Here is a 22,654-nt window from a genome sequence, read left to right as displayed (position 1 = left end):
GCCAGCTAAACCGGGTTATCGATATCGATAAAAATGTGCTCAATACCAAAACGCTGTGCCAGCCAGTCGCCCAGAGCCTGCACACCGTAGCGTTCGGTAGCATGGTGCCCGCAAGCGAAATAATGGATGCCGGTTTCCCGGGCAAAGTGCACCGTCGGCTCGGAAATCTCCCCACTAATATAGGCATCCAGACCAAGCCCCTGAGCCCGCTCTATATACCCCTGCGCAGCGCCGGTGCACCAGCCAACGGTTTCGATTTCGTCACCGGGGTCACCAATATGCAATATCTCCCGGCCTAGCCTGTCTTCCAGATGGCCGGCCAGCTCTGCCGCCGTCATCACCTCCGGCAAAGCGCCATGCAAGCCCACCGATAGCGGATTGTCCGGCTCCAGACCGCCGGCCACGGAAAAATCCAGGATTTCTGCCAGGCGGGCGTTATTCCCAAGCTGTGGATGCACATCCAGCGGCAAATGATAGGCAAACAGGTTCAGATCATTGCCCAGCAGCGTCTGCAGACGCTGGCGCTTGATACCTCGAATACGCTCTTCTTCACCGCGCCAGAAATAGCCATGGTGCACCAGCACCGCGTCCGCCTCTTCCACCAGAGCCGCATCCAGCAGAGCCTGACAAGCAGTCACGCCGCTAACCACCCGACGAATCTGCTCACGTCCCTCGACCTGCAGGCCATTCGGGCAGTAATCCTTAAAGCGACCGCTTTGCAGCTCGGCATCCAGCGCCGCCAGCATGGCATCTCGTTTGATCATTTTTCCTCCTGGCTCGGCCAACCATGGCGATCTCTTCAGATAGGTGGCTGATTCAGGGAATGCGTCCCCATCTGCTAGACTGCCCCCAGTTTACATGACCCCACCCCGAATCAGCAGGATCGACATAATGAAACTGGTGCGCTTCTTCGCTGGCCCCGTGCTGGCCGGCATAGTTGTCGGCCTTGCCGTACTGTGGTGGTACGAAATGGGCCCAGGCGCCCACGGCTACAACCCGCTCAGCCGCCCGGCACAAACCTACTCTACCGCAGTCAACCGTGCCGCCCCGGCGGTGGTCAACATCTACACCACACAAATGGTGAGTCGCGACACCAGCACTGAAGACGATGAACTGCTCAACCGCTTTATGGAAGAACCCCGCCGCGAACGGCTGCTATCCAGCCTGGGATCCGGAGTGATTGTTTCCGATAAGGGCTACCTGCTGACCAGTAACCACGTGGTGCAAGACGCCGACGAAATTCTGGTGGCGCTGCGCGATGGCCGCGAAACCGTGGCGCAGCTGGTGGGCTCGGACCCGGAAACTGACCTGGCCTTGCTGAAAATACCACTGGATGAATTGCCGGTAATTCGCCTTGGTAACGGCAGCCCGGTAGATGTGGGCGACGTAGTACTGGCCATTGGCAACCCACTCGGCGTGGGCCAGACCGTGTCCATGGGCATTGTCAGCGCCACCGGCCGTAGTCACCTGGGTATTGCCACCTTTGAAAACTTTATCCAGACCGATGCCGCAATTAACCGCGGCAATTCCGGCGGTGCGTTAATCGACACCCGCGGCAACCTGATCGGTATCAACACTGCCATTCTGTCCAGCGACGGCAGCTGGCAGGGCATTGGCTTTGCCACGCCAACCTCTGTTGCCAACGCTGTAATGAATGACCTGATTGAGCATGGCCGAGTGATTCGCGGCTGGCTCGGCGTAACCGTGCAAGACATTACCCCGAATCTGGCCGCCACCTTTGGCCTGGATGAAGTGCGCGGCGGCCTGGTATCGGAAGTTGTGCGCACTAGCCCGGCCTATCAGGGCGGCCTGCGCCCCGGTGATGTTCTGGTAGGCGTCAACGACAACCCGGTCCGCGATGGCTATGAATCCATGAACATCATCGCCGGAACAAAACCAGGCACCGAAGTCATTCTGAACGTTATACGTAATCGCGAAGCGCTGGATCTGACAGTAGTAATCGGCACGCGCCCGCCAATGGTGAAATAGCTCAAGCAGACCCAAACCCAAGAAACCAGATCAGGAGAGCAGCATGGCTAACTTGCAGGGCAAAACCGTCGCCGTTACCGGTGCCAGTGGCATGATCGGCGCCTATCTGTGTCGCAGCCTGCTGGCCGCCGGCGCCCATGTAGTTGGCGTGGTGCGCACCCCCTCCAAGGCTGCCTTCCTCGCCGACGAAGGCGTCGAGTTCCGCAAGGCCGATCTGACCGACCCGGCATCTCTGCAGGCCGCTTTCAAAGGCTGTGACGCAATCATCTCTAACGCCGCCATGTACGTGGCCACCAAGGGGTTCAGCGCTTGGCACGCTCACGAGAAGGCTAATGTGGAAGGCACTCGAAATGTCTTTGAAGCCGCCCATAAAGCCGGCGTTAAGCGCATCGTTCATGTCAGTACCTTTGGCATTTATAAATGGTCTGTGCTCTCGCCCATGGATGAGGGCTGGCCGCAGCTAGACGGTAAGAACCGCAAAGGTGGCACCTATCGCGCCACCAAACAGATCAGCGAAGATCTTGCTTGGCAGCTGGCGCGGCAACTCGATCTGCAACTGACCACCGTACGCCCCAGCGCTGTCTACGGCGCCCGCGACCCCAACACCATGGACATGGTCTACAAGGCCCTGAAGCTGCCGGTCATTGTCATGCCCAGCATCAGCTTCCCACTGGTCTACGCCGGCGACGTCGCCGATGCCACGGTCAATGCGGTGGCCAACGAAAAAGCCATCAATCAGGCCTACAACGTGGGCGGCGACAGCCAGCAAATCGGCAGCTTCCTGCGCGCAGTAGTCCGCGCCCGAGGCAAAGGGCCGATGATTCTTGCCCTGCCAATGCCGGTAAGAATCCGCACGGATAACAGCAAAGCAGAGAGAGATCTGGGATTCAGAAATCGACCGTTTGATGAGGCGTTGGCAGAGGTGGTTGCAGAGGATGGGCGTGGGTAATTTGACCTGCCCGCTTTGATCGCAGCAGGAACTGCCCGAAGGCAGTTCCACGCCATTCAAAACGCCGGCTCCTGCTTCTATCCGAGTTTTTCCGGCTTGCTTGATACTCGCGCAACATGGGTGCCGGGAATAGCCTCAAGCCCATTCCCCACATACAAGGCGGCTACAGTGTCGCATCCAAAAATATGTCGATGTACTTTTCATAGTTATTCCATGGATACTCACCAATAGTTATAACATTCAGTGCAATCCCATGAACAAAACACATCAAACTTTCCAGAAACACCATAACCGAAGAATCACCAACATGGCCGACTAGATCCTGCATTATAGGGGCGATCACAACCAGCATCTCACCTACGACATTAGTGTGATTGATAAAAAATTCGTCCGACGACGAAGCCCTGTCTTCGTTTAAAAAAACAATGTGAAATCTATCCTTATGCTCTACCCAATAATTTAGATAGGTAATACACATTTTTCTTAGCTGGCCTTTTGCATCTTTTTCATTGCCGACATCAGCCCTGATCAAACTGAACAACTCATCAAAAAACTGAGCCCATATATGGTGCAAAATCGCATTTTTATTGGGAAAGTACTTATAAAGCGTCATAGTGCCCATATCAGCTTTTGCAGCGATTTTTCTCATAGACACAGATGTGTACCCTTCCGCCACAAACAGAGACTGGGCGGCCTGGATTATCTTATCAACCTTTACCTGCCGCTCATCATCAGTTTGCTTCGGCCTGCCCATTTTTACTTGTTGACTCATAACGACTCAGCTCAATCTATGAATATTTAGTAAGGGCCAAACCTGCTGCGCCGGGCAACACTCAGACCTTTCCATCAGCAGGCACGGCATTTTGATAAACCTTATGACCGCCAATCCAGGTACTTTCGACGACCGTGGAATGGACAAATGGATCACCACTTAAAACAATAAAATCTGCGGCCCCGTCGACTTCTATACCTGACTTCGCAATACCTGTAATACCTTTAGAACCAGCAATGGTGTAGGCATATACCGCCTCTTCATGGCTAACAGCTTCATGTTCCAGATAAACCCGATCACCGTTGATTCTACGATCAACGGCACAGCGCATATTGTGTAAAGGATCCAATGGGCCACAGGGGTAATCAGAGCTCATAATCAAGTCTACATCCGCGTCTAACATAGATCTCAAAGGGAGCCCTCTGTATCGGCTATTCAGTCTCATGTTGGAAAACTGAACGCCATAGTGAGGTAGAAAACCGGGCTGAGCGGACACCTGAAAGCCATGCTTGGCAAGCTTCTCGATATTCTTATCATCCAGAATGGTAGCGTGCTCGATACACACCCTGGTGGTAATTCCAGACTCAATGACACACTCACATGCCATATCAACTGCTTGATTACCCAGCGCATGAATCTTTATTCGCTCATGACTGCCGGAGAGCTGCGCCAGTTTCTCCGTTAGCTGATCAGGCTCAAACAGGGCCCCTGTTCGATAAAACTTTCCCCGTTTAAATGCAAACTCCTCCTCAAGCAACTGGCGAACAGGATAGGGGTTGAAACCCTTGATAGCATCCCCGATGGCGCCCAATGTCATTGTGATCGCCTGAGATGCATCGACACATATGGCACAGCGATGTGCACCATCAGTAAACACCTTGGCACTACTCGGTCCACTACCGAAATTATCCAACGGTTGACCATCGCCTGCTGTGCTGACTGGGCCCTTGGCACCAATTTCAGACCAGCTAAGGCGTAAAGGACTTTCGTCGTTAAGTGCAATCATGTGTTTACACATATCATAGGTCACACCCGGGTCATGGACGTCGGTGATCCCGCAGGATAGATGCCGGTTTGCCTCAGCCTTTAAGATGTCCTTTAACTCTGCTTCGCTCAAGGTGACGATCAGTGCATCAAGAACCTGTTTCATACAGGTAGAAAACACTTCCTCCCAGACAACGCCGGTGATGACCCCTCGCTTTTTTTCGACGAAGCTGCTGTCACGGTATTTACTGACATTTAGTGCCCGAAGCGCACTCTCCGACATGATGCCGCGATGCAATGACTCACACACCAGGAATAACTTGCGGCCATTTGAAGCCTCTTCCAGCTCTTGGGCCGTGGGCGGAACAGGAACATCCCACCCATTCCAGTCCATGTAGAAGAAAACCAGCCAATCAGAGTCATCCTCTCTGGCAGCCACCTCAACAGCACTCAAGGCGTCCTGCTTTGACCTAAACCCCGAGCCATTGCGGCAAATACCGGCCAGGGCCCCGGCGGATACATGTGAGTGGCAATCCACAAAACTGGGCAACAGGGTCTTCCCCTTGCCATCTATCACCTCCCGCGCTACCGGGGGCATTTGATCTTCAGTGCCCAACTGACTGAATTTACCGTTATCTATAGCTATCCAGCCCTTGCGAGGCTTGGGTCGGCGCCCCGCCCAAACCGTGACATTGGTGATAACTAGGTCGTTCATGGAAATCTCGCACTCATGAAAATAATCGGCTCGCTGTTGACTTAAGAGTACGCGTACGAATATATTAAATCAATCACTACGACCTAAAAGGGCCAAAACGATGCTGGATGCCAAACAAGCCATGATGAAGAACCACTCGTTCTGGCAATACAAATATGGCGATTATCCGGCTAATGCCCCCCTTCCAGAGGGGGCATACGAAGTTGATGTACTGGTTATCGGCGCCGGATTCACTGGCCTTACCTGTGCGCGAGAGATTCGCAAAGACGATAAAGCGAAGCGTGTCATGGTTCTGGACGCCAATGAAATAGGCTTTGGCGCCTCCGGCCGCAACGGCGGCTTCAACATGACCCTATTTGGCATTGAGCCAGAAGTCACCATGCTGCGCTGGGGCAAGGAAAAGACTCGGGAAGCTCAGGACTACATGCAAAAGGCCGTCGAGTATGTGAGGAACTTGGTCGAATCTGAAAATCTGGATTCCGACTATGAGCATACTGGCATGCTCAGAATCGCCTACTCCGATAAACAAGCGCGCCGATTGAAAAAAACCTACAACCTGCTTTGTGAAACCACCAAGCCTGGTAGCTTTGAATATTTGGATGGCGCAGAAACGCAGAAACTCCTCAATTGCCCTCACATCAAGGGAGCCATCTATGAGCCGGGAACCGGCATTCTGGACCCGAGCAAACATGTGCGCCAATTAAAGATCCTCGCTGAGCGAGAAGGCGCTGAAATTTACGAAAACACCAAGGTAACGGGCATTACCAAAAAGGACGGCTGTACCGTTGTCCTGACTGATAACGCCACCATCACCGCGAAAAAACTCGTCATCGCGACGAACGCATGGACCCACAATCTGAAAAGCACTCCCAAGGTTTCCAACATTCAGGCCCCCATATGGACCTATCAAGTGGTGACGGAACCCCTGACCGAGGAACAATGGAAGGGTGTTAATTGGGCGGGTCGCATGTCCATCGAAGATAACCGCCAACTTGTCCACTATATGCGAATTACGAAATGCGGTCGGATTACTATGGGCGGGGGCGCCATAGGGATTGAATACAACGACAGCAAAATGGACTTGTGGAAAGATGAAAAGGTCTGGGCGGATCTGGAGAGACACCTGAAATGGATGTTTCCGTCTCTTCAGGATATCAAGATCGATTATAAGTGGGGAGGATGTGTTTCATGCAATACAGACATGACCCCGGAGATCGGATTTATCGGTGACAACAATATCATCTACTCCTCGGGATGCATCGGGCACGGCGTATCTCTGACCCAGCTGAATGGCAGACTGATCGCCGACCTGGTTCTGGAGAAGGATACTAGCCTCTCGAAGTTCTGGATCGTGAACCGCACTGCACTACCCATGCCCCCAGGGAACCTGCTCCGCTATGTGGGCGCCAAGTTTATTGAAGGTGTATTGAAAGCCGTGGACTTTTACGAGGAAGGACACTTGAAGGCAAAAACATCTGGTGAGACAGCGTAAATCGACCGGCAAATCGTCCTGCCTTTGGCTTGCAGGGAATAACTACATAAGATCTATATGAAAGGAGCCCATGGTAACTATTCAGGAAATTCCGGCTGAGTTTCAATTCGACTACGATCTGGACGAGCTAAAAGCCATCTGGCCGAGGCTTCACGCTATAGATGGGGAGCCGTCTCCCTCAGTCCCGACGGTTCGCGCCTTGATGGCTGGCCAGCAGGTAGAGCATGATCAGATCACAGAAGACCTTTGGATGGCCTGGCTGGATTTTCACAATGGGCATTTCAACCGTGCATTTGAAACGGGGCAGGCCCTGGGGGCTGCCGGATTCTATGTAGCGCATCTCGCGGCAAACACCTATGGCTCATACTTCCTGCCAAAAGCGCAACAGGCTGACTATTTCGAGACGCTCATCACGCGTGGAAAATCTGTTGTTGAAGGCCATGCAGATCAGATCAACATTATCTATGTACACGCACTGCATCTTGGGCGCTATGCGCAAAGTGTTTCGCCCGTAAAAGCTCTGTCCAGCGGAATTGTGCCTGATTTCAGAAAAGCACTGGAAAATTGTCTGGCATTAAGCCCCGGACATATTCCTTCACTGTTAGCCCACGCTGCTCTGATGATCGAAGCAATTGTTACCATGGGTGAGCTACCAGCCAGAATGGGGTTCGGTGCAACTCGAAAGAAAATTCTGCGACAGTACGAACAAGCCCTGGAGTTGGCGGATCCACCGCCCTTGGTCTTCCTCGAAGTAGCCAAGGGCTTGGCCAGACTGGAAAAGCGCAAAGCCAAAGACAAAGTGAAGTCTCTTCTCACTCAGGCTGTCTCTGCTGCCAGAATGGATCCGATGGATGCCCTGGATATACGCGACGCAATGGATCTTTTGAAGGGGTACTGATTTGTCCAATGCGCAGCAGCACAGCCACATCAGAACCGCAGACATCTAGATATGTGCAATTAAATATAAGTCAGCGGCAAATTCACCGAAATCGTACTAAAAAGCGCTAGTATTTCGTAAACAGGCCGATTGACGAGCAATGGCAAGGGAGAGAATACGATGATAGAAGTCGGAACAGTAAAGGAGTTATGGCGCTATCCCGTTAAGTCAATGGAGGGAACTCAGCTAGAAGAAGGCATCATAGGCAAAGAAGGCATGCTAGGCGATCGCAACTGGGCTCTAAGGGATGAGTCTGTTGGAGAGCTCACCACTGTCAGGAAAATGCCCAAGCTTCTTAAGTTCCGAGTGGCCTACGACGAAGAGCCCAGCATAGGGAAGGTGCCACATATCACAATCGGGCTACCAGACGGCCTCTCTGTTAGTAGCTCTGATGAGAATATTAATGAAAAACTAAGCGATGCAATTGGCAAGCCTGTCAGCCTTTGGCCACTGCAACCAAAAACCAATTTAAAGCACTACCGCCTGAAAGTTCCAGCAGGCGCTGCAGCGATGAAAAAGCAGTTTGCAACAAAAGAGCTGCCTGACATGTCTTCTGTCACTTGGCGACTGATGATGGAGCTCGCCATTTTCGCGACGCCACTGGGCCGCTATCACGACGTGTATCCTCTTCATTTGCTAACCACCAGCTCCCTTGAAAAGTTAAAGCAACTAGAACCCGATGGGGATTTTTGCACCGAACGATTTCGGCCGAATCTGGTAATAGACACCGGCGCAGATAATAATGATTTTGAAGAATTTCAATGGGTAGAGGGCAAGCTTTATATAGGTGACACCATATTAAAAGTCGTATCCAGAACAGTTCGCTGCTCTATGCCGGCACAACCACAAGTAACCATAAAGAAAGATGCCAAAGTACTGCGCACTCTGGAGGCCCATACACAACGTCACCTTGGGGTTAACATTTCGGTGATTAAGCCAGGCATTATCCGAGTGGGTGATGCAGTACGCTTGGAACCGTCTAATCGCTCGGACCTATTTCGGCGCTTTGATGCCCTTTCATCCAGATTAAGAAACAGGGCGATACAAAGCTCATTCAAGTTAATAGATAGACTTAACAAACAGAGCTGATTCTATCTGTCGGAGCTACTCAACATAGGGGTGGCGGCCGTTGAAAAGCGACGCCACCTCACAGTCAAATCTCAAAGCTCAGCATCTAAGGCCTCGAACAGCGCCTGATTCTGCTCCGGCGTGCCAATAGTAATGCGCAGAAAATCACTGATTCGTTCCGGCTTGCCGAAGTGACGCACAATGACCCCATGCTTGCGCAGTGCGGTGGCCAGATCGGCGCCGCTGCGGGAGTCATGGCGGGCGAAAACAAAGTTGGCGGCGGAAGGCAGTACGTCAAAGCCACGCCGTGTAAGACACTCGCGCACTAGCTCTCGGCTGTCGATGACTTTTTGGCAGGTCCCGCGAAACCAAGCCTCATCTTCGAAGGCGGCAGCGCCGGCAATAATTGCCAGCTTGTCCAGAGGGTAAGAGTTGAAGCTGTTCTTAATCCGCTCCAGCGCTTCAATCAACGGCGCCTGCCCGACCGCCAGACCAATGCGCATGCCGGCCAGCGAGCGCGATTTAGACAGTGTCTGAGTTACCAGCAGGTTCGGGTAGCGACTCACCAGAGCGATGGCAGTGTCCGCGCCAAAATCGACGTACGCTTCATCTACCACCACCAGTGATTCAGTGTTGCGCCGCAGCAAACCTTCGATGTCGGCCAGGGGCAAGGGAATGCCAGTGGGTGCATTCGGGTTGGGAAAGATAATGCCGCCGTTATCTGTGGGGAAATCTTTCAGGCAAATGGCGAAGTCTTCTGCCAGCGGAATAGTCTGGTAGTCAATCTGATACAGGCCGCAATACACCTTATAGAAGCTGTAGGTGATGTCGGGAAACAGCAGCGGCTTGTCCTGCTTGAAGAAGCCAAGAAACAGGTGCGCCAGCACCTCATCGGAACCGTTACCGACAAATACCTCACTGGCGTCCACGGAGTAGTAATTTGCAATGGCATGCTTAAGCAAAGACGCATCCGGGTCCGGATACAACTTCAGGCTATCGTCGGCAGCACTGCGAATCGCTTCCAGCGCACGCGGTGAAGGACCATACGGGTTCTCATTTGTGTTCAATTTCACCAAACGCGAAAGCTTTGGCTGCTCACCCGGCACGTAGGGCACCAGATCATGAACAAATGGACTCCAGAAACGGCTCACAGGCCATCACTCCTGATCGAAAAGACGATATTCCGCCGAGCGGGCGTGGGCATCCAGGCCTTCACTACGCGCCAGCACGGAAGCAATTTTTGCCAGCGAGGACGCCCCGGCGGGCGAGCAGCCGATCAGCGAACTGCGCTTCTGGAAGTCATACACGCCCAACGGTGACGAGAAGCGTGCCGTAGCCGACGTCGGCAACACGTGATTAGGGCCAGCGCAGTAGTCACCGAGCGCTTCCGGAGTGTGCCGACCAAGAAAGATAGCTCCGGCATGACGCACCTTTTTTGCCCAATCTTCGGCGTCGTCCAGCGACAGCTCCAGGTGTTCTGGGCTGATCTGGTTGACCACAACAAAGCAGTCATCCAGATCGCGAGCGAGAATCATGGCACCGCGGTTGGTCATGGAAGTACGGATAATGTCGCCGCGGTCGAGAGTCCGCACCAGACGCTGCATACTCGCTTCCACCGCATCAAGAAAAGCGGCGTCCTGCGACACCAGAATAGCCTGAGCCTCTTCATCATGTTCGGCTTGCGAAAACAGATCCATGGCGATCCAGTCCGGATCGGTTTTGCCATCGCAAACCACCAGAATTTCTGACGGCCCGGCAATCATATCTATGCCGACCTTGCCAAATACCTGGCGCTTGGCTTCGGCCACCCAGATATTGCCCGGGCCAACAATCTTGTCGACGCCGGGGATACTTTGCGTGCCATAGGCCAGCGCCGCTACCGCCTGAGCACCACCGACGGTAAAGAAGCGATCAACGCCAGCAATGGCGGCTGCCGCCAGCACGGTGTCATTCAGCTCGCTAGCGGGGGCCGGCGACACCATGACGATTTCAGCCACCCCTGCCACTTTAGCCGGCAGCGCGTTCATCAATACGGAGCTTGGATAAGCGGCTTTACCGCCGGGAACATATATACCGGCGCGGTCCAATGGTGTGACCTGCTGACCAAGTAAAGTGCCATCCTCTTCTCGGTAGCTCCAGGAGTCCTGCTTTTGCTTTTCGTGGTAGCGGGTCACGCGCTCGGCGGCGGCTTGCAGTGCGTCGCGCTGCGCCGCAGGAATGGCATTAAGGGACTGCTGCATACGCTCATGACTGACTTCCAGCGCGGCCACTGAAGGCGCATCACGACGATCAAATTGATTGGTGTAGGCAAGCACGGCGGCGTCGCCATCACCGCGTACGGCGCGAATAATATCTGCTACTTTTACCGACACTTCCGCATCACGCTCTTCGCTCCACGCGGTGAGCGCAGCCAACTCGGCGACGAAGTTTTCAGAGCGGGTATCGAGACGACGAATTTTCATGCGCTTTCCCGTCGCGCCTCCACGGCTTGGCCAATCAAATCTATAATCGGCTGGATCTCGGCATGGCGGGTTTTCATGCTGGCGCGGTTAACCACCAAGCGGCTTGATATCTGCGCGATCAGCTCAGTCGGCTCCAGGCCATTAGCACGCAGAGTGTTACCGGTATCGACCACATCAACAATGCGATCAGCCAGCCCGACCAGCGGCGCCAGCTCCATAGCTCCGTATAGCTTGATCACTTCTGCCTGCACACCTTGGCTAGCGAAATAGCGACGCGCCACATTGACGAATTTGGTTGCCACCCGCAGTCGTCCAGTGGCCGGCGGCGCATCCTTTTTCGCGGCAACCATCAGCTTGCAACGGGCGATTTCCAGATCAAGGGGCTCGTAGATACCTTCAGCGCCGTGCTCCATCAACACATCCTTGCCGGCCACGCCAATATCTGCTCCGCCATATTGCAAATAGGGCGGCACATCGGTGGCACGAATGATGATGATCTTGACGTCGTCACGGCTGGTATCAAAGATCAGCTTGCGCGAGGACTCCGGATCTTCCAGCAAACGAATCCCTGCCGCCTCCAGCAGCGGCAGGGTTTCCTTGAGGATGCGCCCTTTCGACAGGGCAATGGTCAACGGTTTATTCGGCATGTTTTAACCTGGCACCCGGCGGATTACCGCTCCCAGTGACTGCAGTTTTTCCTCGATACATTCATAACCACGGTCGATGTGGTAAATACGATCAACCACGGTATCTCCCTTGGCCACCAGTGCGGCAATAACCAGCGAAGCAGAAGCACGCAGATCGGTCGCCATCACCGGCGCGCCGGTCAGAGTGTCCACGCCACGGCAGATAGCGGTATTGCCCTGCACTTCAATATTGGCACCCATGCGATTCATTTCCTGAACATGCATAAAGCGGTTTTCAAATACCGTTTCAACAATGGTGCCGGTACCTTCCGCAATAGTATTCATTGCGGTGAACTGAGCCTGCATATCGGTCGGCATGGCCGGGTACGGAGCGGTGCGCAACGACACAGCTTTCGGGCGGCGCCCCTCCATGTCCAGTTCGATCCAGTCTTCACCGCAGGTAATTTTAGCGCCGGCTTCTTCCAGCTTCTGCAAAGTGGCGTCAAGCAAGTGTGGAGCTGTGTCCTTGACCTTGATGCGGCCACCGGTGGCGGCCGCAGCGATAAGGTAGGTGCCGGTTTCGATACGATCCGGGATCACGTTGTGCTCGGCGCCGTAAAGTTTTTCCACCCCTTCGATGGTGATAGTGTCGGTGCCGGCGCCAGTAATTTTGGCGCCCATCTTGTTCAGATAGTCGGCCAGGTCCACCACCTCCGGCTCACGGGCGGCGTTTTCGATCAGGGTAATACCATCGGCCAATGCTGCAGCCATCATCAGATTTTCAGTGCCCGTTACGGTGACCGTATCCATCACCAGACGGGCACCATGCAGTCGGTTTTCTACCGAAGCATTGATATAGCCGTTAGCCACTTCGATTTTTGCACCCATGGCTTCAAGGCCACGCAAATGCAGGTCCACCGGACGACTGCCGATGGCGCAGCCACCAGGCAGAGACACCAGCGCCTTACCGAAGTGGGCCAGCATGGGCCCCAGCACCAGAATCGAGGCGCGCATGGTGCGCACCAGTTCGTATGGCGCGTGCAAATCCTTAATGGTGGTAGCGTCAACCTCAACACGCATCTGATCGTCGATAACCACCTGCACGCCCATCCGGCCAAGCAGCTCAATCAGCGTGGTCACATCCTGCAGGTGTGGCAGGTTACCGACGGTGGTCGGCGTGCTTGACAACAAGGTGGCCGCCAGAATCGGCAGGGAAGAGTTCTTCGAACCGGAAATACGAATCTCGCCATCAAGGCGATTGCCACCGGTAATAATCAGCTTGTCCATGCGGATCTGTCCTCGCGGGAATCAGGCAATGCCGAGACGGTTGGCACGCTGCCACTCGTCCGGAGTATAGGTTTGCAGGGGGTCAACCGCGTGGATGCTGCCGTCAGCAAGGCATTCCTTCAGGCAGCCATAAACCAGCTGCTGCCGCTTCACAGGCATCAGGCCAGCGAACGCTTCCGACACCACCCGGATGCCATACTTGTTACCACTGCCTTGCACGGCGACATCGGCACCATCAATACCGGCCTCTACCAGCGCCTTCACTTGTTCCGGGGTCATGAGGACTCCTGCTCGGGAAAGGCGCCGATTGTACGGGGTTCAGCGGCAAAAATCAGGCCGCACGAGGGTGTTAATCGAGGGAAGCACTGGTTTCTACTGGCTCGCCCTCGCTCTCCACTTCGATTTCCACTGACCAATTGGCAATCACCAGATCAAGATCGCCATCGTACTGCTCAGCGGACTGCTCAAACTGACTGCGGAAGGTGCGACCGAGATTGAGGCCATTGACGATCACGTTCTCCACCAGCCAGTTGCCCTCGCCGTTCTGGTAGAGGCTGAAAAATACCGGCACGATACGGCCGCTATCGGTGCGCAACTCGGTACGTACCCGGGCACGCCCCTGATTGACATCTCCCTCCTCTGCCGGCAGCACGCGCACCTGCTGGCCTTTATATAGGGTCAGACCAGAGGCATAGGTATTGATCAGGCTGGTGCGGAACACCTCCAGAAAGCGCAGCTTCTGGTCGCGGGTGGAGGGGCCAAAGTGACTACCCATAACCAGCTGGGTAATGCGCCGGAAATCGATCAGACCATCGAGCTCCTCATGCACCACCTGACGGGCATACTGGCCATCCGCTTCCAGCTTACTGCGCTCCTGATCAATCCGACTGGTCATGCGGTTGATAGCCGACTCCAGCATGCTGTGAGGGTCCTGGCTGGAGGCATAGGCGGGAAACGCCATCAGTGCGCTGGTCAGCACAACGGTGATAAGTCTCAGCATGGCGTGATCTCCTGGGTGCCGTCTGTATGTGGAAGCAAGTATCCGTTTGAAAGCCACCAACAGACAAGGTTCCCTGCAGCAGCGCAGGCAACAGCATGTATAATCGCCGCCTAATGGTCGAGGAGACATCATGAGCAAGGATTTTGTTGCCACTGCCCGGCGCGTGCTGGAACTGGAAGCACGCACCCTTACCGAGCTAGTTGCTGCGGTTGACGGCACCTTCAGCGAAGCCTGCGAGCGCCTGCTGAACTGCCACGGGCGAGTCATTGTTACCGGCATGGGCAAGTCAGGTCACATTGGCAACAAGATTGCTGCAACGCTGGCCAGCACGGGCACGCCATCATTCTTTGTCCACCCGGCGGAAGCCTCCCATGGCGATTTGGGCATGATTACCAGCGATGACGCCGTCATTGCCCTGTCTAACTCGGGCGAAACCGCAGAAGTGCTGACCATCCTGCCGGTAATCAAACGCAAGGGCGCCACTCTGATTGGCATCACTGGTCGACCTGACTCAACGCTGGCCCGACTAGCCGACGTCCATCTGCTGGTAGCCGCACGGGAAGAAGCCTGCCCCCTTAATCTGGCGCCGACCTCAAGCACCACAGCGGCACTAGCAATGGGCGACGCCCTGGCAATTGCCCTGCTAGAGGCCCGTGGCTTCACCGCCGAAGACTTTGCCCTGTCCCACCCTGGTGGTGCTCTCGGCCGACGCCTGCTACTGACGGTGGACGATGTCATGCACAGCGGCGACAAACTTCCAACCGTGCCCGCTTCTGCAACACTGGCCGAAGCGCTACTGGAAATGACCCGTAAGGGCCTCGGCATGACCACGGTGCTAGACGGGCAAGGCCTGCTGGCGGGAATCTTTACCGATGGCGATCTGCGTCGCATGCTGGATCGTAATATCGATGTGCGTCAGGCCGCTATTGCCGATGTTATGAGCCGTAATCCGGTTACCATTGCCAGCGGCCACCTTGCCGCCGAGGCACTTAAAATCATGGAAAGCCGGAAAATTAACGGTCTGGTGGTGTGTAACGCACAGCATCAGCCGCTGGGAGCACTGAACATGCATGACCTACTACGCGCCGGGGTAGTCTGATGAGGCCGGTCGACGATTCTGTTTCTGCTCTGGCGGTACGCGCCAAGGCTCGCCGGCTGAAATTGATGGCGTTCGATGTGGACGGCATCCTCACCGATGGCCGCCTGTATTACGGCGCCGACGGCGAAGCTCTGAAGGCATTCCACACCCTCGATGGCCATGGCCTGAAAATGCTCGCAGGTGCCGGCATCGCAGTGGCCCTGATTACCGGCCGGCGCTCCGAGATGGTGCTGCGCCGGGCCGGCGAACTAAATATCCAGCATGTGATACAGGGTCGCGAAGATAAGGGCGCTGCACTTGGCGCCTTGGCCGCAGAGCTTGGGCTTCAGGCCGACGTCTGTGGCTATGCCGGTGATGACCTGCCGGACGTGGACGCCCTGCAGTGGGCCGCGCTGGGATTTTCAGTACCCAACGCCCATCGCTGCGCTCGCGAGGCCGCCGACCTGATTACCGAGAGCCGCGGCGGCGAAGGTGCGGTGCGGGAAATATGTGACTTTATTCTTGATACACGCGGAGCCCGGCCACTGTGATGCGCCAGAGCTTTATCAGCATCGCCGCCATTTTGCTGGTCGGCGTGCTGGCTCTGATGGTCCTCAATGAACTGGACCATGTTGGTGTGCGTCCAGGCGTGGATGCGGCCTCTGCTCCGGACATCGTGCTTAAAGGCGCCAACCTGAGCACCTTTGATGAGCAAGGCAAAATCCAGTACAGGGTGCTTGCGGAACGTATCGAACACAGTGAATTCACCAGCCGCACCTTACTTGATGCCCCTCAGCTGGAGTTACATGGCGGAGGCCAATACTGGCAGGTCAACGCTGGGCACGGTGAGGTCGACCAGAAAAATCGGACGCTGCTGCTGTATGATGCCGTGGAGGCGCGACTGGACGGCCCGTCTGCCGTGCTGCTGAATACTGACCGCCTGCTATACCACGTTCGTGAGCAACGCCTGGAACTGCCCGGCGCCGTTGAAATACGGCACCCGGGCGGACAAACTCGGGCGGGCAAACTGGACGCCGACGTTGCCGCAGGCCGGCTGAATATGGGGCAGGGAGTGGAAACCCGTTATGTTACTGATCTCTGACTGCTCAATGCGCCCACCGCGCTCGGTGATCAGCCGCATAACTTGCGTGCTGGTCAGTGCACTGGTTTATCTGGTCGCTTCTGCTGCCCATGCCGCAGAGAACGAAATTATTCTGCGTGCAGAGCGTGCCACCCTCAGTCAGGAGGAAGGCACAGGGCTGTATGAAGGTAATGCCGAGCTGATTCAAGGCCAGCGCAGCCTGAATGCGGATCGCATTGAGATCACCTTGAAAGATGGCAAGCCTAGCCGGGTGGAAGCCACCGGCACGCCAGTGCGGCTAGTGGATGGTGTCGACCTCACCGCCCATGCCGAAAAGCTGGTATACGATATCGAAGGCGGCCGAATTCTATTGTTCCGAAAGGCCCGCATTACTCATCAGGGCCGGGTTTTTGAAGGCGCCGAATTGATCTATGAGCTGCAGAATCGGCGCATCAGCGCCCGTGGCGATGAACAGGAAGGCGATGGCAGGATCCGCTTGGTGATTCCCGCCGAAGATGGAGCCACCACACCATGAGTCTGTTACAGGCCACGCATCTGGCAAAAAGCTATAAGGGTCGCCGAGTTATTGAGGATGTATCCGTTGAGGTTACCGCTGGCAGCGTAGTCGGCTTACTGGGGCCAAATGGTGCCGGTAAAACCACCTGCTTTTACATGATCGTTGGGTTGGTGGCGGCCGACTCCGGCAACATCACCATCAATGGTCAGGACATCACCCGGCTACCCATGCATGGTCGAGCCAAGCGTGGCATCGGCTATCTACCGCAGGAAGCCAGCATTTTCCGCCGCCTGACGGTGGCGGACAACATCATGGCCATTCTGGAAACGAGAGAAGAATTGAGCCGTGCGGAGCGCGTCAAACGCATGGACGAGCTACTCGATGAATTTCATATTTCGCACCTGCGCAACAGCCTCGGCATGAGCCTGTCCGGTGGTGAGCGACGGCGCGCAGAAATCGCCCGCGGGCTGGCCAGTGAGCCTGCCTTTATGTTGCTTGATGAGCCCTTTGCCGGGGTAGACCCTATTTCCGTGAATGATATCAAGGGAATTATCCGCCACCTGAAAGATCGCGGTATTGGCGTGCTGATTACCGACCACAATGTGCGCGAAACGCTGGATATCTGTGATACGGCTTATATCGTTTCCGCAGGCCACATTATTGCCGCTGGCGACGCCAATACGGTACTGGGCAACCAGCAGGTGCGTGACGTCTATCTCGGTGCAGATTTCCGTCTTTAATCTCTCCTCTCAGCCCTGCCCGCAATCCCATAGCACCGCTGCGGGTACTACAATCGACGCAGACATTCAAGAATAGGCATGAAAATTGCGTTACTGCTATGCTGGCGCCATGAGTTCACTTAGGGCGGCAACGCAGCCATGAAGCAGGGCCTCCATCTCCAGCTCGGCCAGCAGCTTAAAATGACCCCCCAGTTGCAGCAGGCCATCCGCCTGCTGCAACTCTCTGCGCTGGATTTACGTCAGGAAATTCAGGATACGGTGGAGTCCAATCCACTGCTGGAGCTGGAAGATGACGCAGAGTTTCCCTCCGATGGCCCCATCGAAAGTAACAGTAGTGATGCAGAGCGCGAGGAGCTGGACCTCGACAACAGCGATCACTTTGCCGACGACATGCAGGTAGATACGGACTGGAATGATATCTATCCAGAGAGCACCGCCAGCTCAGGCAGCAGCGGCAGCGGCATGGATGAAGATGGCGATGGCTGGGAAGCACGAAACTCGGCCCCGGAATCCCTGCACGAGCACCTGCTCTGGCAGCTTAATCTGGCGCCGATGAGCGAAGCCGACAAAGCCGTCGGCGAGGCCATTATCGATGCGCTGGACGAACGCGGCTACCTCACCGATAGCTTGGCCGATATTTGCGCCGCCGTGCAGCCACTAAACCTGAAGCCGGAAGATCCGCTATTCCCTGAAGATGATGAAATCATTGCCGTTCTGCACCTGCTACAGAACTTTGACCCGCCCGGCATTGGTGCACGAAATCTGGCCGAATGCCTGACTATCCAGCTAAACATGCTGGCTGAAGACACGCCCTGGCGGCACCAGGCCCTGCAGCTGGTTGGCCAACACCTGAACCTGCTCGAAAGCCGGGATTTCGACACCCTGCGACGGCGCATTAACCTGAACGATGAACAGCTTGGCGAGGTCATGCGCCTGATCCGCGGCCTTAACCCGGCGCCGGGAGAGTTGGTCAGTGACAATGCGCCGGAATATGTGGTGCCTGACGTGGTGGTGTCACGGCGCGGCAAACGCTGGCTAGTTGAGCTAAACCCGGAATCCATGCCCAAGGTACGGATCAACGATCACTACGCCGGCATGATCCGCCACACCCGCCGTGAAGAAGACGGCAGCTATCTGAAAGGCCAGCTGCAGGAGGCCAAGTGGTTCCTGAAGAGCCTGCAAAGTCGCAATGAAACCCTGCTCAAGGTGGCCACCCGTATCGTCGAGGTGCAACAGGGCTTTTTCGAGTACGGTGAAGAGGCCATGAAACCTCTGGTTCTGGCGGAAATAGCCGAAGCAGTGGGGATGCATGAGTCCACCATCTCACGGGTTACCAACCAGAAGTACATGCATACCCCGAAGGGTGTTTTCGAATTGAAATACTTTTTCTCCAGCCATGTTGGCACAGACGGTGGCGGTGAATGTTCAAGCACCGCTATTCGTGCCATCATCAAGAAGCTGGTTGCTGCCGAAGATGCCCGAAAGCCGCTCAGTGACAACAAGCTGGCGGATCTGCTCAATGAACAGGGTATTCAGGTTGCCCGCCGCACCGTCGCCAAGTACCGGGAGGCGATGCGTATCCCGGCTTCCAGTGAGCGTAAACGACTGGTCTGACTGAAAGCCGAACTACCCCGGCAGGAATAGGAGTCTGTTATGCAAATCAATATTACCGGCCATCATCTGGATATTACTGACCCACTACGCCAGTATGTCGGCGACAAATTCACCAGACTTGAACGACACTTCGACCAGATCACCAGTATCCACGTTATTCTTTCTCCGGTGCCGAACGCCCATAAAGCTGAATCCACCATTCGTGTTACCGGTGGCGAAGTGTTCGCCACGGCCGAGGCAAACGATATGTATGCCGCAATTGACCTTCTCACCGACAAACTCGACCGGCAGATCCTTAAGCACAAGGAAAAGTCGGTAAAACACCAACACGGACACTGACTCATACCATGAGAGTACGCGAGCTGCTTGCCCCGGAACGCACCCATTTTAACGTTCAGGGTGTCAGCAAAAAACGACTGCTAGATCAGGCTGCTCAGCTGGTTGCCAACAGCTGCAGTGGCCTGACCGAGCAACAGGTGTTTGATGCGCTGGTTGCTCGCGAACGGCTTGGTAGCACCGGTATCGGGGAGGGCATCGCCATTCCCCATTGCCGGTTAGCTACCTGTCAGGGACCCGTTGCTCTGCTACTACAACTTGAGCAACCGATTGATTTTGAGAGCATTGACAACAAGCCAGTCGATCTGGTGTTTGTCCTGCTGGTGCCGGAAAACAATCCTGAGCAGCATCTGAAAACTCTCAGCCATCTGGCTGCTCTATTCAACGAAGCAGGCTATCGCGAGCAATTACGCAGCGCCCGCTCCGCCGAAGAACTTTTCAAACGGGCCACCAGCTCCGAAGAGGAATTACAACTCGCCTCATGAAACTGGTCATCCTTAGTGGTCGCTCCGGTTCTGGTAAAACCACCGCGCTACAAGCGCTGGAGGATCTCGGCCATTACTGCGTCGACAACCTGCCGCTTGGCTTGCTACCCATTCTTACCGAGCAGCTGCAGCGAGAGGAGCATCATGTAGACCGTATTGCTGTGGGCATTGATGCCCGCAACCTGCCCCATCAGTTAAGCGACTTTCCAGCCATTCTGGATCAGCTTAAAGCGCTGAATATGGCCTGTGAGGTGGTATTTCTGGATGCCGCAGATGACACCTTACTGAAACGATTTTCTTCGACCCGACGCAAACACCCACTAAGTAATGACAATCTGTCGTTGGTTGAAGCCATTGATCGCGAAGCGGAAATGCTTTCCAGCATTCGCTCCTTGGCCGATCTGGTAATCGACACGAGCAATCTGGATGTGCACACCCTGCGTGACATGATTCGTGAGCGAGTGGTAAAGCGACGCGAAAAGCTGTCCCTGCTGATTGAGTCGTTCGCATACAAGCGTGGTGTGCCCCATGACGCCGATCTGGTCTTTGATGTCCGAGTGCTACCCAACCCGTACTGGCATATGGAGCTGCGTCCATTGACCGGACAGGACGAGCCCGTACGCAACTACCTGGACCAGCAGACTGAAAGCGCACAGATGCTCGACGACATCACCCGCTTTCTGTGCGAATGGCTACCGCGTTATGAAAAAAATGATCGCACCTATATGACCGTGGCAATTGGATGCACCGGGGGCCAGCATCGCTCCGTGTATATGGTGGAAGCTTTGGTACAGCGCCTGAGCAATCTGGGCGTTGATGTTCAGCAACGTCATCTGGAACTGAGCCGCTAATGGAGCGCGCCGAACTTACTGTGATCAATCGTCTTGGCCTGCATGCCCGTGCCGCAGCCAAGGTTGTTGCCGTCGCCAGCCGTCACGATGCCAGTGTGCGAGTGCGCAAGGATGGCCGTGAAGTAGATGCCCGCAATATCATGGCCCTGTTAATGCTGGCGGCGGCCAAAGGTAGCTCCGTGGAAGTGGAAGCAGATGGACCTGAGGCAAAGCAGGCATTAGCAGAAATTAGCGCACTGTTTGCCCGCCGCTTTGACGAAGAAGAGTAAGGCGCACCGAATAACGTTCAGCCGGACCCTGCAACCCGCATCTGCCCAACCAGCAACGAACCCACCTGAATATTGCCGCGATCATCAATATCACTGCCCGCCGCTTCGATAGCAGTAAACATATCGCGCAAATGTCCGGCTATGGTGAACTCCTCCAGCGGCGCGGTAATCACTCCATCCTCGACCATAAAGCCGGCGGCACCACGGCTGTAATCACCGCTGACAATATTGACCCCCGGCCCCATTACTTCCGTGACTAGAATGCCGCGCCCCATTTTCTTCAACAGGGCTGGCAGGTCTTCACCACTGCTATCGATGGTCAGATTACGTGGGCCACCGCCATTGCCGGTGGCTTGCAAACCCAAACGCCGCGCCGCATACATCCCCAGCGAGTAGCCCTGCAAAACGCCATCACGGACAAAGTCCTGATTACGCGTTGGCAAGCCATCCTGATCCCAGGCCGCAGAACCGGCCATACCGGGCAGGCGTGGCTGCTCATGGATACGCACCCAGGAGGGGAACAGGGCTTCACCAATGGCGCCCTTGAGAAACGATGCATTGCGATACAGGGAGCCTCCATTGATGGCCGCTGCAAAGTGGCCGAGCAGACTCGACGCGGTACGTGGCGAAAATAGTACCGGCATATCCCCGGTGGCGGGACGCACCGCACCAAGCCGTGCCAACGTGCGCTTGCGCGCCTCCTCCCCTATCTCCTCAGCAGACAGCAGGCGGGCAGGATCGCGTCGACTATCGAACCAGTAGTCACGCTGCATGGCACCATCCTGCTGCGCTGCCACCAGTACGCAGGAACGGCTGTGATGGCTGGACGGGTAGCCGGCCATAAAACCGTTACTGTTGGCATAGACGCGCAAACTGCTGCCGGTGCTTAACGAGGCGCCATCAGAGTTGACGATACGCGGATCCGACCGTCCCACCCGCTCACAGACCTGAGCCTGCTCGATAGCCTGCTCAGAGGTCAGCGCCCAGGGGTGAAACAGATCAAGATCAGGGAATTCGGTGGCCAGCTGGGAAGGCTCCGCTAGCCCGGCGCAGGGATCCGCCCCGGTATGCCGGGCAATGGCGCAAGCCGCCTCCACCGTACGGCGAATGCTATCATCGGAATCATCGGAACTGCTTGCCGTGCCCTTCTGCTGGCCCATAAAGACGGTGACCGAGATACCACGATCACGATGAAACTCCAGCGTCTCCACCTGATCCATGCGTACTGATACCGACAGCCCCTGGCTGGCACTGATGCCGACCTCTGCATCTGTGGCACCAGCCCGTTTTGCCTCTTCCAGCACCCGGCCAGCGCGTTCTTGCAAGCCATGGAGCGCGCCGGGATCGAACGGGCGCTGTACACTATTACGGTCAGTCATCAATTAGCCTCAGGCCATGGAGA

At 55.5% G+C, this 22,654-nt stretch carries 25 protein-coding genes; 15 read left to right on the top strand and 10 right to left on the bottom strand.

All coding sequences use genetic code 11. From position 1 onward, the window contains the following. Positions 1-5: 5 nt before the first annotated feature. Entirely contained in the window at positions 6-764 is a 759-nt protein-coding gene (locus J1C54_RS00245; RefSeq protein WP_304504393.1) for a Nif3-like dinuclear metal center hexameric protein, read from the bottom strand. Between the two features lie 127 nt (positions 765-891). Here J1C54_RS00245 and J1C54_RS00240 point away from each other — a divergent pair, with 127 nt between their 5' ends. Together J1C54_RS00240 and J1C54_RS00235 are read left to right on the top strand one after the other, a co-directional pair. Continuing rightward, positions 892-1,989 (top strand): S1C family serine protease, encoded by a 1,098-nt coding sequence (locus J1C54_RS00240; protein WP_255612441.1) that lies wholly within the window; start codon positions 892-894, stop codon positions 1,987-1,989. 43 nt (positions 1,990-2,032) lie between these two features. Next, positions 2,033-2,938, top strand: a complete 906-nt coding sequence (locus J1C54_RS00235; protein ID WP_229143823.1) for an NAD(P)-dependent oxidoreductase — start codon at positions 2,033-2,035, stop codon at positions 2,936-2,938. 163 nt (positions 2,939-3,101) lie between these two features. Here J1C54_RS00235 and J1C54_RS00230 read toward each other — a convergent pair whose 3' ends face one another. Continuing rightward, on the bottom strand, positions 3,102-3,710 hold the full coding sequence (locus J1C54_RS00230) for a TetR/AcrR family transcriptional regulator (RefSeq protein WP_229143822.1): 609 nt from the start codon (positions 3,708-3,710) through the stop codon (positions 3,102-3,104). Between the two features lie 61 nt (positions 3,711-3,771). Then, positions 3,772-5,292, bottom strand: coding sequence for an amidohydrolase family protein (locus tag J1C54_RS00225; protein ID WP_229144316.1), 1,521 nt, complete (start codon positions 5,290-5,292; stop codon positions 3,772-3,774). Between the two features lie 217 nt (positions 5,293-5,509). Here J1C54_RS00225 and J1C54_RS00220 point away from each other — a divergent pair, with 217 nt between their 5' ends. The 3 genes from J1C54_RS00220 (at position 5,510) to J1C54_RS00210 (ending at position 8,927) form a co-directional block, all read left to right on the top strand. Beyond that, the gene (locus J1C54_RS00220) at positions 5,510-6,901 is read left to right on the top strand and encodes an FAD-binding oxidoreductase (RefSeq protein WP_229143821.1); all 1,392 of its coding nucleotides are present in this window, start codon (positions 5,510-5,512) and stop codon (positions 6,899-6,901) included. Positions 6,902-6,971: 70 nt separating this feature from the next. Then, entirely contained in the window at positions 6,972-7,799 is an 828-nt protein-coding gene (locus J1C54_RS00215; RefSeq protein ID WP_229143820.1) for a hypothetical protein, read from the top strand. 159 nt (positions 7,800-7,958) lie between these two features. Continuing rightward, positions 7,959-8,927, top strand: a complete 969-nt coding sequence (locus tag J1C54_RS00210) for an MOSC domain-containing protein (protein ID WP_229143819.1) — start codon at positions 7,959-7,961, stop codon at positions 8,925-8,927. Between the two features lie 71 nt (positions 8,928-8,998). Here J1C54_RS00210 and hisC read toward each other — a convergent pair whose 3' ends face one another. The 6 genes from hisC to J1C54_RS00180 all read right to left on the bottom strand — a co-directional run bounded on the left by hisC (position 8,999) and on the right by J1C54_RS00180 (position 14,281). Further along, complete coding sequence (hisC, locus tag J1C54_RS00205; RefSeq protein ID WP_229143818.1) at positions 8,999-10,057, bottom strand: histidinol-phosphate transaminase; 1,059 nt, start codon at positions 10,055-10,057, stop codon at positions 8,999-9,001. A 6-nt stretch (positions 10,058-10,063) separates the two neighbouring features. Continuing rightward, a complete protein-coding gene (gene hisD / locus J1C54_RS00200; protein WP_229143817.1) occupies positions 10,064-11,368 on the bottom strand; it encodes a histidinol dehydrogenase in 1,305 nt (434 codons plus the stop codon). Continuing rightward, the gene (hisG, locus tag J1C54_RS00195; protein WP_229143816.1) at positions 11,365-12,015 is read right to left on the bottom strand and encodes an ATP phosphoribosyltransferase; all 651 of its coding nucleotides are present in this window, start codon (positions 12,013-12,015) and stop codon (positions 11,365-11,367) included. The genes hisD and hisG overlap by 4 nt, the downstream gene beginning before the upstream one ends. A 3-nt stretch (positions 12,016-12,018) precedes the next feature. After that, on the bottom strand, positions 12,019-13,281 hold the full coding sequence (gene murA, locus J1C54_RS00190) for a UDP-N-acetylglucosamine 1-carboxyvinyltransferase (RefSeq protein ID WP_229143815.1): 1,263 nt from the start codon (positions 13,279-13,281) through the stop codon (positions 12,019-12,021). 21 nt (positions 13,282-13,302) lie between these two features. Next, positions 13,303-13,560 (bottom strand): BolA family protein, encoded by a 258-nt coding sequence (locus J1C54_RS00185; RefSeq protein WP_229143814.1) that lies wholly within the window; start codon positions 13,558-13,560, stop codon positions 13,303-13,305. A 70-nt stretch (positions 13,561-13,630) separates the two neighbouring features. Continuing rightward, entirely contained in the window at positions 13,631-14,281 is a 651-nt protein-coding gene (locus tag J1C54_RS00180) for a phospholipid-binding protein MlaC (RefSeq protein ID WP_229143813.1), read from the bottom strand. Positions 14,282-14,411: 130 nt separating this feature from the next. On the opposite strand from J1C54_RS00180, the gene J1C54_RS00175 reads away from it, so the two are divergent. The 10 genes from J1C54_RS00175 to J1C54_RS00130 all read left to right on the top strand — a co-directional run bounded on the left by J1C54_RS00175 (position 14,412) and on the right by J1C54_RS00130 (position 21,252). After that, entirely contained in the window at positions 14,412-15,380 is a 969-nt protein-coding gene (locus J1C54_RS00175; protein WP_229143812.1) for a KpsF/GutQ family sugar-phosphate isomerase, read from the top strand. Beyond that, on the top strand, positions 15,380-15,910 hold the full coding sequence (locus J1C54_RS00170; RefSeq protein ID WP_229143811.1) for an HAD family hydrolase: 531 nt from the start codon (positions 15,380-15,382) through the stop codon (positions 15,908-15,910). Before J1C54_RS00175 ends, J1C54_RS00170 begins: the two co-directional genes overlap by 1 nt. Further along, complete coding sequence (lptC, locus tag J1C54_RS00165) at positions 15,910-16,461, top strand: LPS export ABC transporter periplasmic protein LptC (protein ID WP_229144315.1); 552 nt, start codon at positions 15,910-15,912, stop codon at positions 16,459-16,461. The genes J1C54_RS00170 and lptC overlap by 1 nt, the downstream gene beginning before the upstream one ends. Continuing rightward, a complete protein-coding gene (gene lptA / locus J1C54_RS00160) occupies positions 16,445-16,975 on the top strand; it encodes a lipopolysaccharide transport periplasmic protein LptA (protein WP_229143810.1) in 531 nt (176 codons plus the stop codon). Before lptC ends, lptA begins: the two co-directional genes overlap by 17 nt. After that, on the top strand, positions 16,972-17,697 hold the full coding sequence (gene lptB / locus J1C54_RS00155; protein WP_229143809.1) for an LPS export ABC transporter ATP-binding protein: 726 nt from the start codon (positions 16,972-16,974) through the stop codon (positions 17,695-17,697). Before lptA ends, lptB begins: the two co-directional genes overlap by 4 nt. Before the next feature lie 138 nt (positions 17,698-17,835). Further along, positions 17,836-19,311, top strand: coding sequence for an RNA polymerase factor sigma-54 (locus tag J1C54_RS00150; protein WP_229143808.1), 1,476 nt, complete (start codon positions 17,836-17,838; stop codon positions 19,309-19,311). Between the two features lie 39 nt (positions 19,312-19,350). Then, positions 19,351-19,650, top strand: a complete 300-nt coding sequence (hpf, locus tag J1C54_RS00145; RefSeq protein WP_229143807.1) for a ribosome hibernation-promoting factor, HPF/YfiA family — start codon at positions 19,351-19,353, stop codon at positions 19,648-19,650. 8 nt (positions 19,651-19,658) lie between these two features. After that, a complete protein-coding gene (gene ptsN / locus J1C54_RS00140; RefSeq protein WP_229143806.1) occupies positions 19,659-20,132 on the top strand; it encodes a PTS IIA-like nitrogen regulatory protein PtsN in 474 nt (157 codons plus the stop codon). Then, the gene (gene rapZ, locus J1C54_RS00135) at positions 20,129-20,983 is read left to right on the top strand and encodes an RNase adapter RapZ (protein ID WP_229143805.1); all 855 of its coding nucleotides are present in this window, start codon (positions 20,129-20,131) and stop codon (positions 20,981-20,983) included. Before ptsN ends, rapZ begins: the two co-directional genes overlap by 4 nt. Next, complete coding sequence (locus tag J1C54_RS00130; protein WP_229143804.1) at positions 20,983-21,252, top strand: HPr family phosphocarrier protein; 270 nt, start codon at positions 20,983-20,985, stop codon at positions 21,250-21,252. Before rapZ ends, J1C54_RS00130 begins: the two co-directional genes overlap by 1 nt. A 17-nt stretch (positions 21,253-21,269) precedes the next feature. Here J1C54_RS00130 and pmbA read toward each other — a convergent pair whose 3' ends face one another. Further along, positions 21,270-22,631, bottom strand: a complete 1,362-nt coding sequence (gene pmbA, locus J1C54_RS00125; protein ID WP_229143803.1) for a metalloprotease PmbA — start codon at positions 22,629-22,631, stop codon at positions 21,270-21,272. Positions 22,632-22,654: the final 23 nt, after the last annotated feature.

Origin of the sequence: Alcanivorax sp. 1008 (assembly GCF_020667895.1) — a bacterium.
GTDB lineage: Bacteria > Pseudomonadota > Gammaproteobacteria > Pseudomonadales > Alcanivoracaceae > PGZG01.
Note: the sequence above shows the minus strand (reverse complement) of the source record. Positions and strands in the feature narration are given on the sequence as shown.

Bases quoted from the DNA above. Each gene is read 5' to 3' on its own strand.
- J1C54_RS00245 (WP_304504393.1), bottom strand. From the start codon at position 764: ATGATCAAACGAGATGCCATGCTGGCGGCGCTGGATGCCGAGCTGCAA.
- J1C54_RS00240 (WP_255612441.1), top strand. From the start codon at position 892: ATGAAACTGGTGCGCTTCTTCGCTGGCCCCGTGCTGGCCGGCATAGTT.
- J1C54_RS00235 (WP_229143823.1), top strand. From the start codon at position 2,033: ATGGCTAACTTGCAGGGCAAAACCGTCGCCGTTACCGGTGCCAGTGGC.
- J1C54_RS00230 (WP_229143822.1), bottom strand. From the start codon at position 3,710: ATGAGTCAACAAGTAAAAATGGGCAGGCCGAAGCAAACTGATGATGAG.
- J1C54_RS00225 (WP_229144316.1), bottom strand. From the start codon at position 5,292: ATGCCCCCGGTAGCGCGGGAGGTGATAGATGGCAAGGGGAAGACCCTG.
- J1C54_RS00220 (WP_229143821.1), top strand. From the start codon at position 5,510: ATGCTGGATGCCAAACAAGCCATGATGAAGAACCACTCGTTCTGGCAA.
- J1C54_RS00215 (WP_229143820.1), top strand. From the start codon at position 6,972: ATGGTAACTATTCAGGAAATTCCGGCTGAGTTTCAATTCGACTACGAT.
- J1C54_RS00210 (WP_229143819.1), top strand. From the start codon at position 7,959: ATGATAGAAGTCGGAACAGTAAAGGAGTTATGGCGCTATCCCGTTAAG.
- hisD (WP_229143817.1), bottom strand. From the start codon at position 11,368: ATGAAAATTCGTCGTCTCGATACCCGCTCTGAAAACTTCGTCGCCGAG.
- hisG (WP_229143816.1), bottom strand. From the start codon at position 12,015: ATGCCGAATAAACCGTTGACCATTGCCCTGTCGAAAGGGCGCATCCTC.
- murA (WP_229143815.1), bottom strand. From the start codon at position 13,281: ATGGACAAGCTGATTATTACCGGTGGCAATCGCCTTGATGGCGAGATT.
- J1C54_RS00185 (WP_229143814.1), bottom strand. From the start codon at position 13,560: ATGACCCCGGAACAAGTGAAGGCGCTGGTAGAGGCCGGTATTGATGGT.
- J1C54_RS00180 (WP_229143813.1), bottom strand. From the start codon at position 14,281: ATGCTGAGACTTATCACCGTTGTGCTGACCAGCGCACTGATGGCGTTT.
- J1C54_RS00175 (WP_229143812.1), top strand. From the start codon at position 14,412: ATGAGCAAGGATTTTGTTGCCACTGCCCGGCGCGTGCTGGAACTGGAA.
- J1C54_RS00170 (WP_229143811.1), top strand. From the start codon at position 15,380: ATGAGGCCGGTCGACGATTCTGTTTCTGCTCTGGCGGTACGCGCCAAG.
- lptC (WP_229144315.1), top strand. From the start codon at position 15,910: ATGCGCCAGAGCTTTATCAGCATCGCCGCCATTTTGCTGGTCGGCGTG.
- lptA (WP_229143810.1), top strand. From the start codon at position 16,445: ATGTTACTGATCTCTGACTGCTCAATGCGCCCACCGCGCTCGGTGATC.
- lptB (WP_229143809.1), top strand. From the start codon at position 16,972: ATGAGTCTGTTACAGGCCACGCATCTGGCAAAAAGCTATAAGGGTCGC.
- J1C54_RS00150 (WP_229143808.1), top strand. From the start codon at position 17,836: ATGAAGCAGGGCCTCCATCTCCAGCTCGGCCAGCAGCTTAAAATGACC.
- hpf (WP_229143807.1), top strand. From the start codon at position 19,351: ATGCAAATCAATATTACCGGCCATCATCTGGATATTACTGACCCACTA.
- ptsN (WP_229143806.1), top strand. From the start codon at position 19,659: ATGAGAGTACGCGAGCTGCTTGCCCCGGAACGCACCCATTTTAACGTT.
- rapZ (WP_229143805.1), top strand. From the start codon at position 20,129: ATGAAACTGGTCATCCTTAGTGGTCGCTCCGGTTCTGGTAAAACCACC.
- J1C54_RS00130 (WP_229143804.1), top strand. From the start codon at position 20,983: ATGGAGCGCGCCGAACTTACTGTGATCAATCGTCTTGGCCTGCATGCC.
- pmbA (WP_229143803.1), bottom strand. From the start codon at position 22,631: ATGACTGACCGTAATAGTGTACAGCGCCCGTTCGATCCCGGCGCGCTC.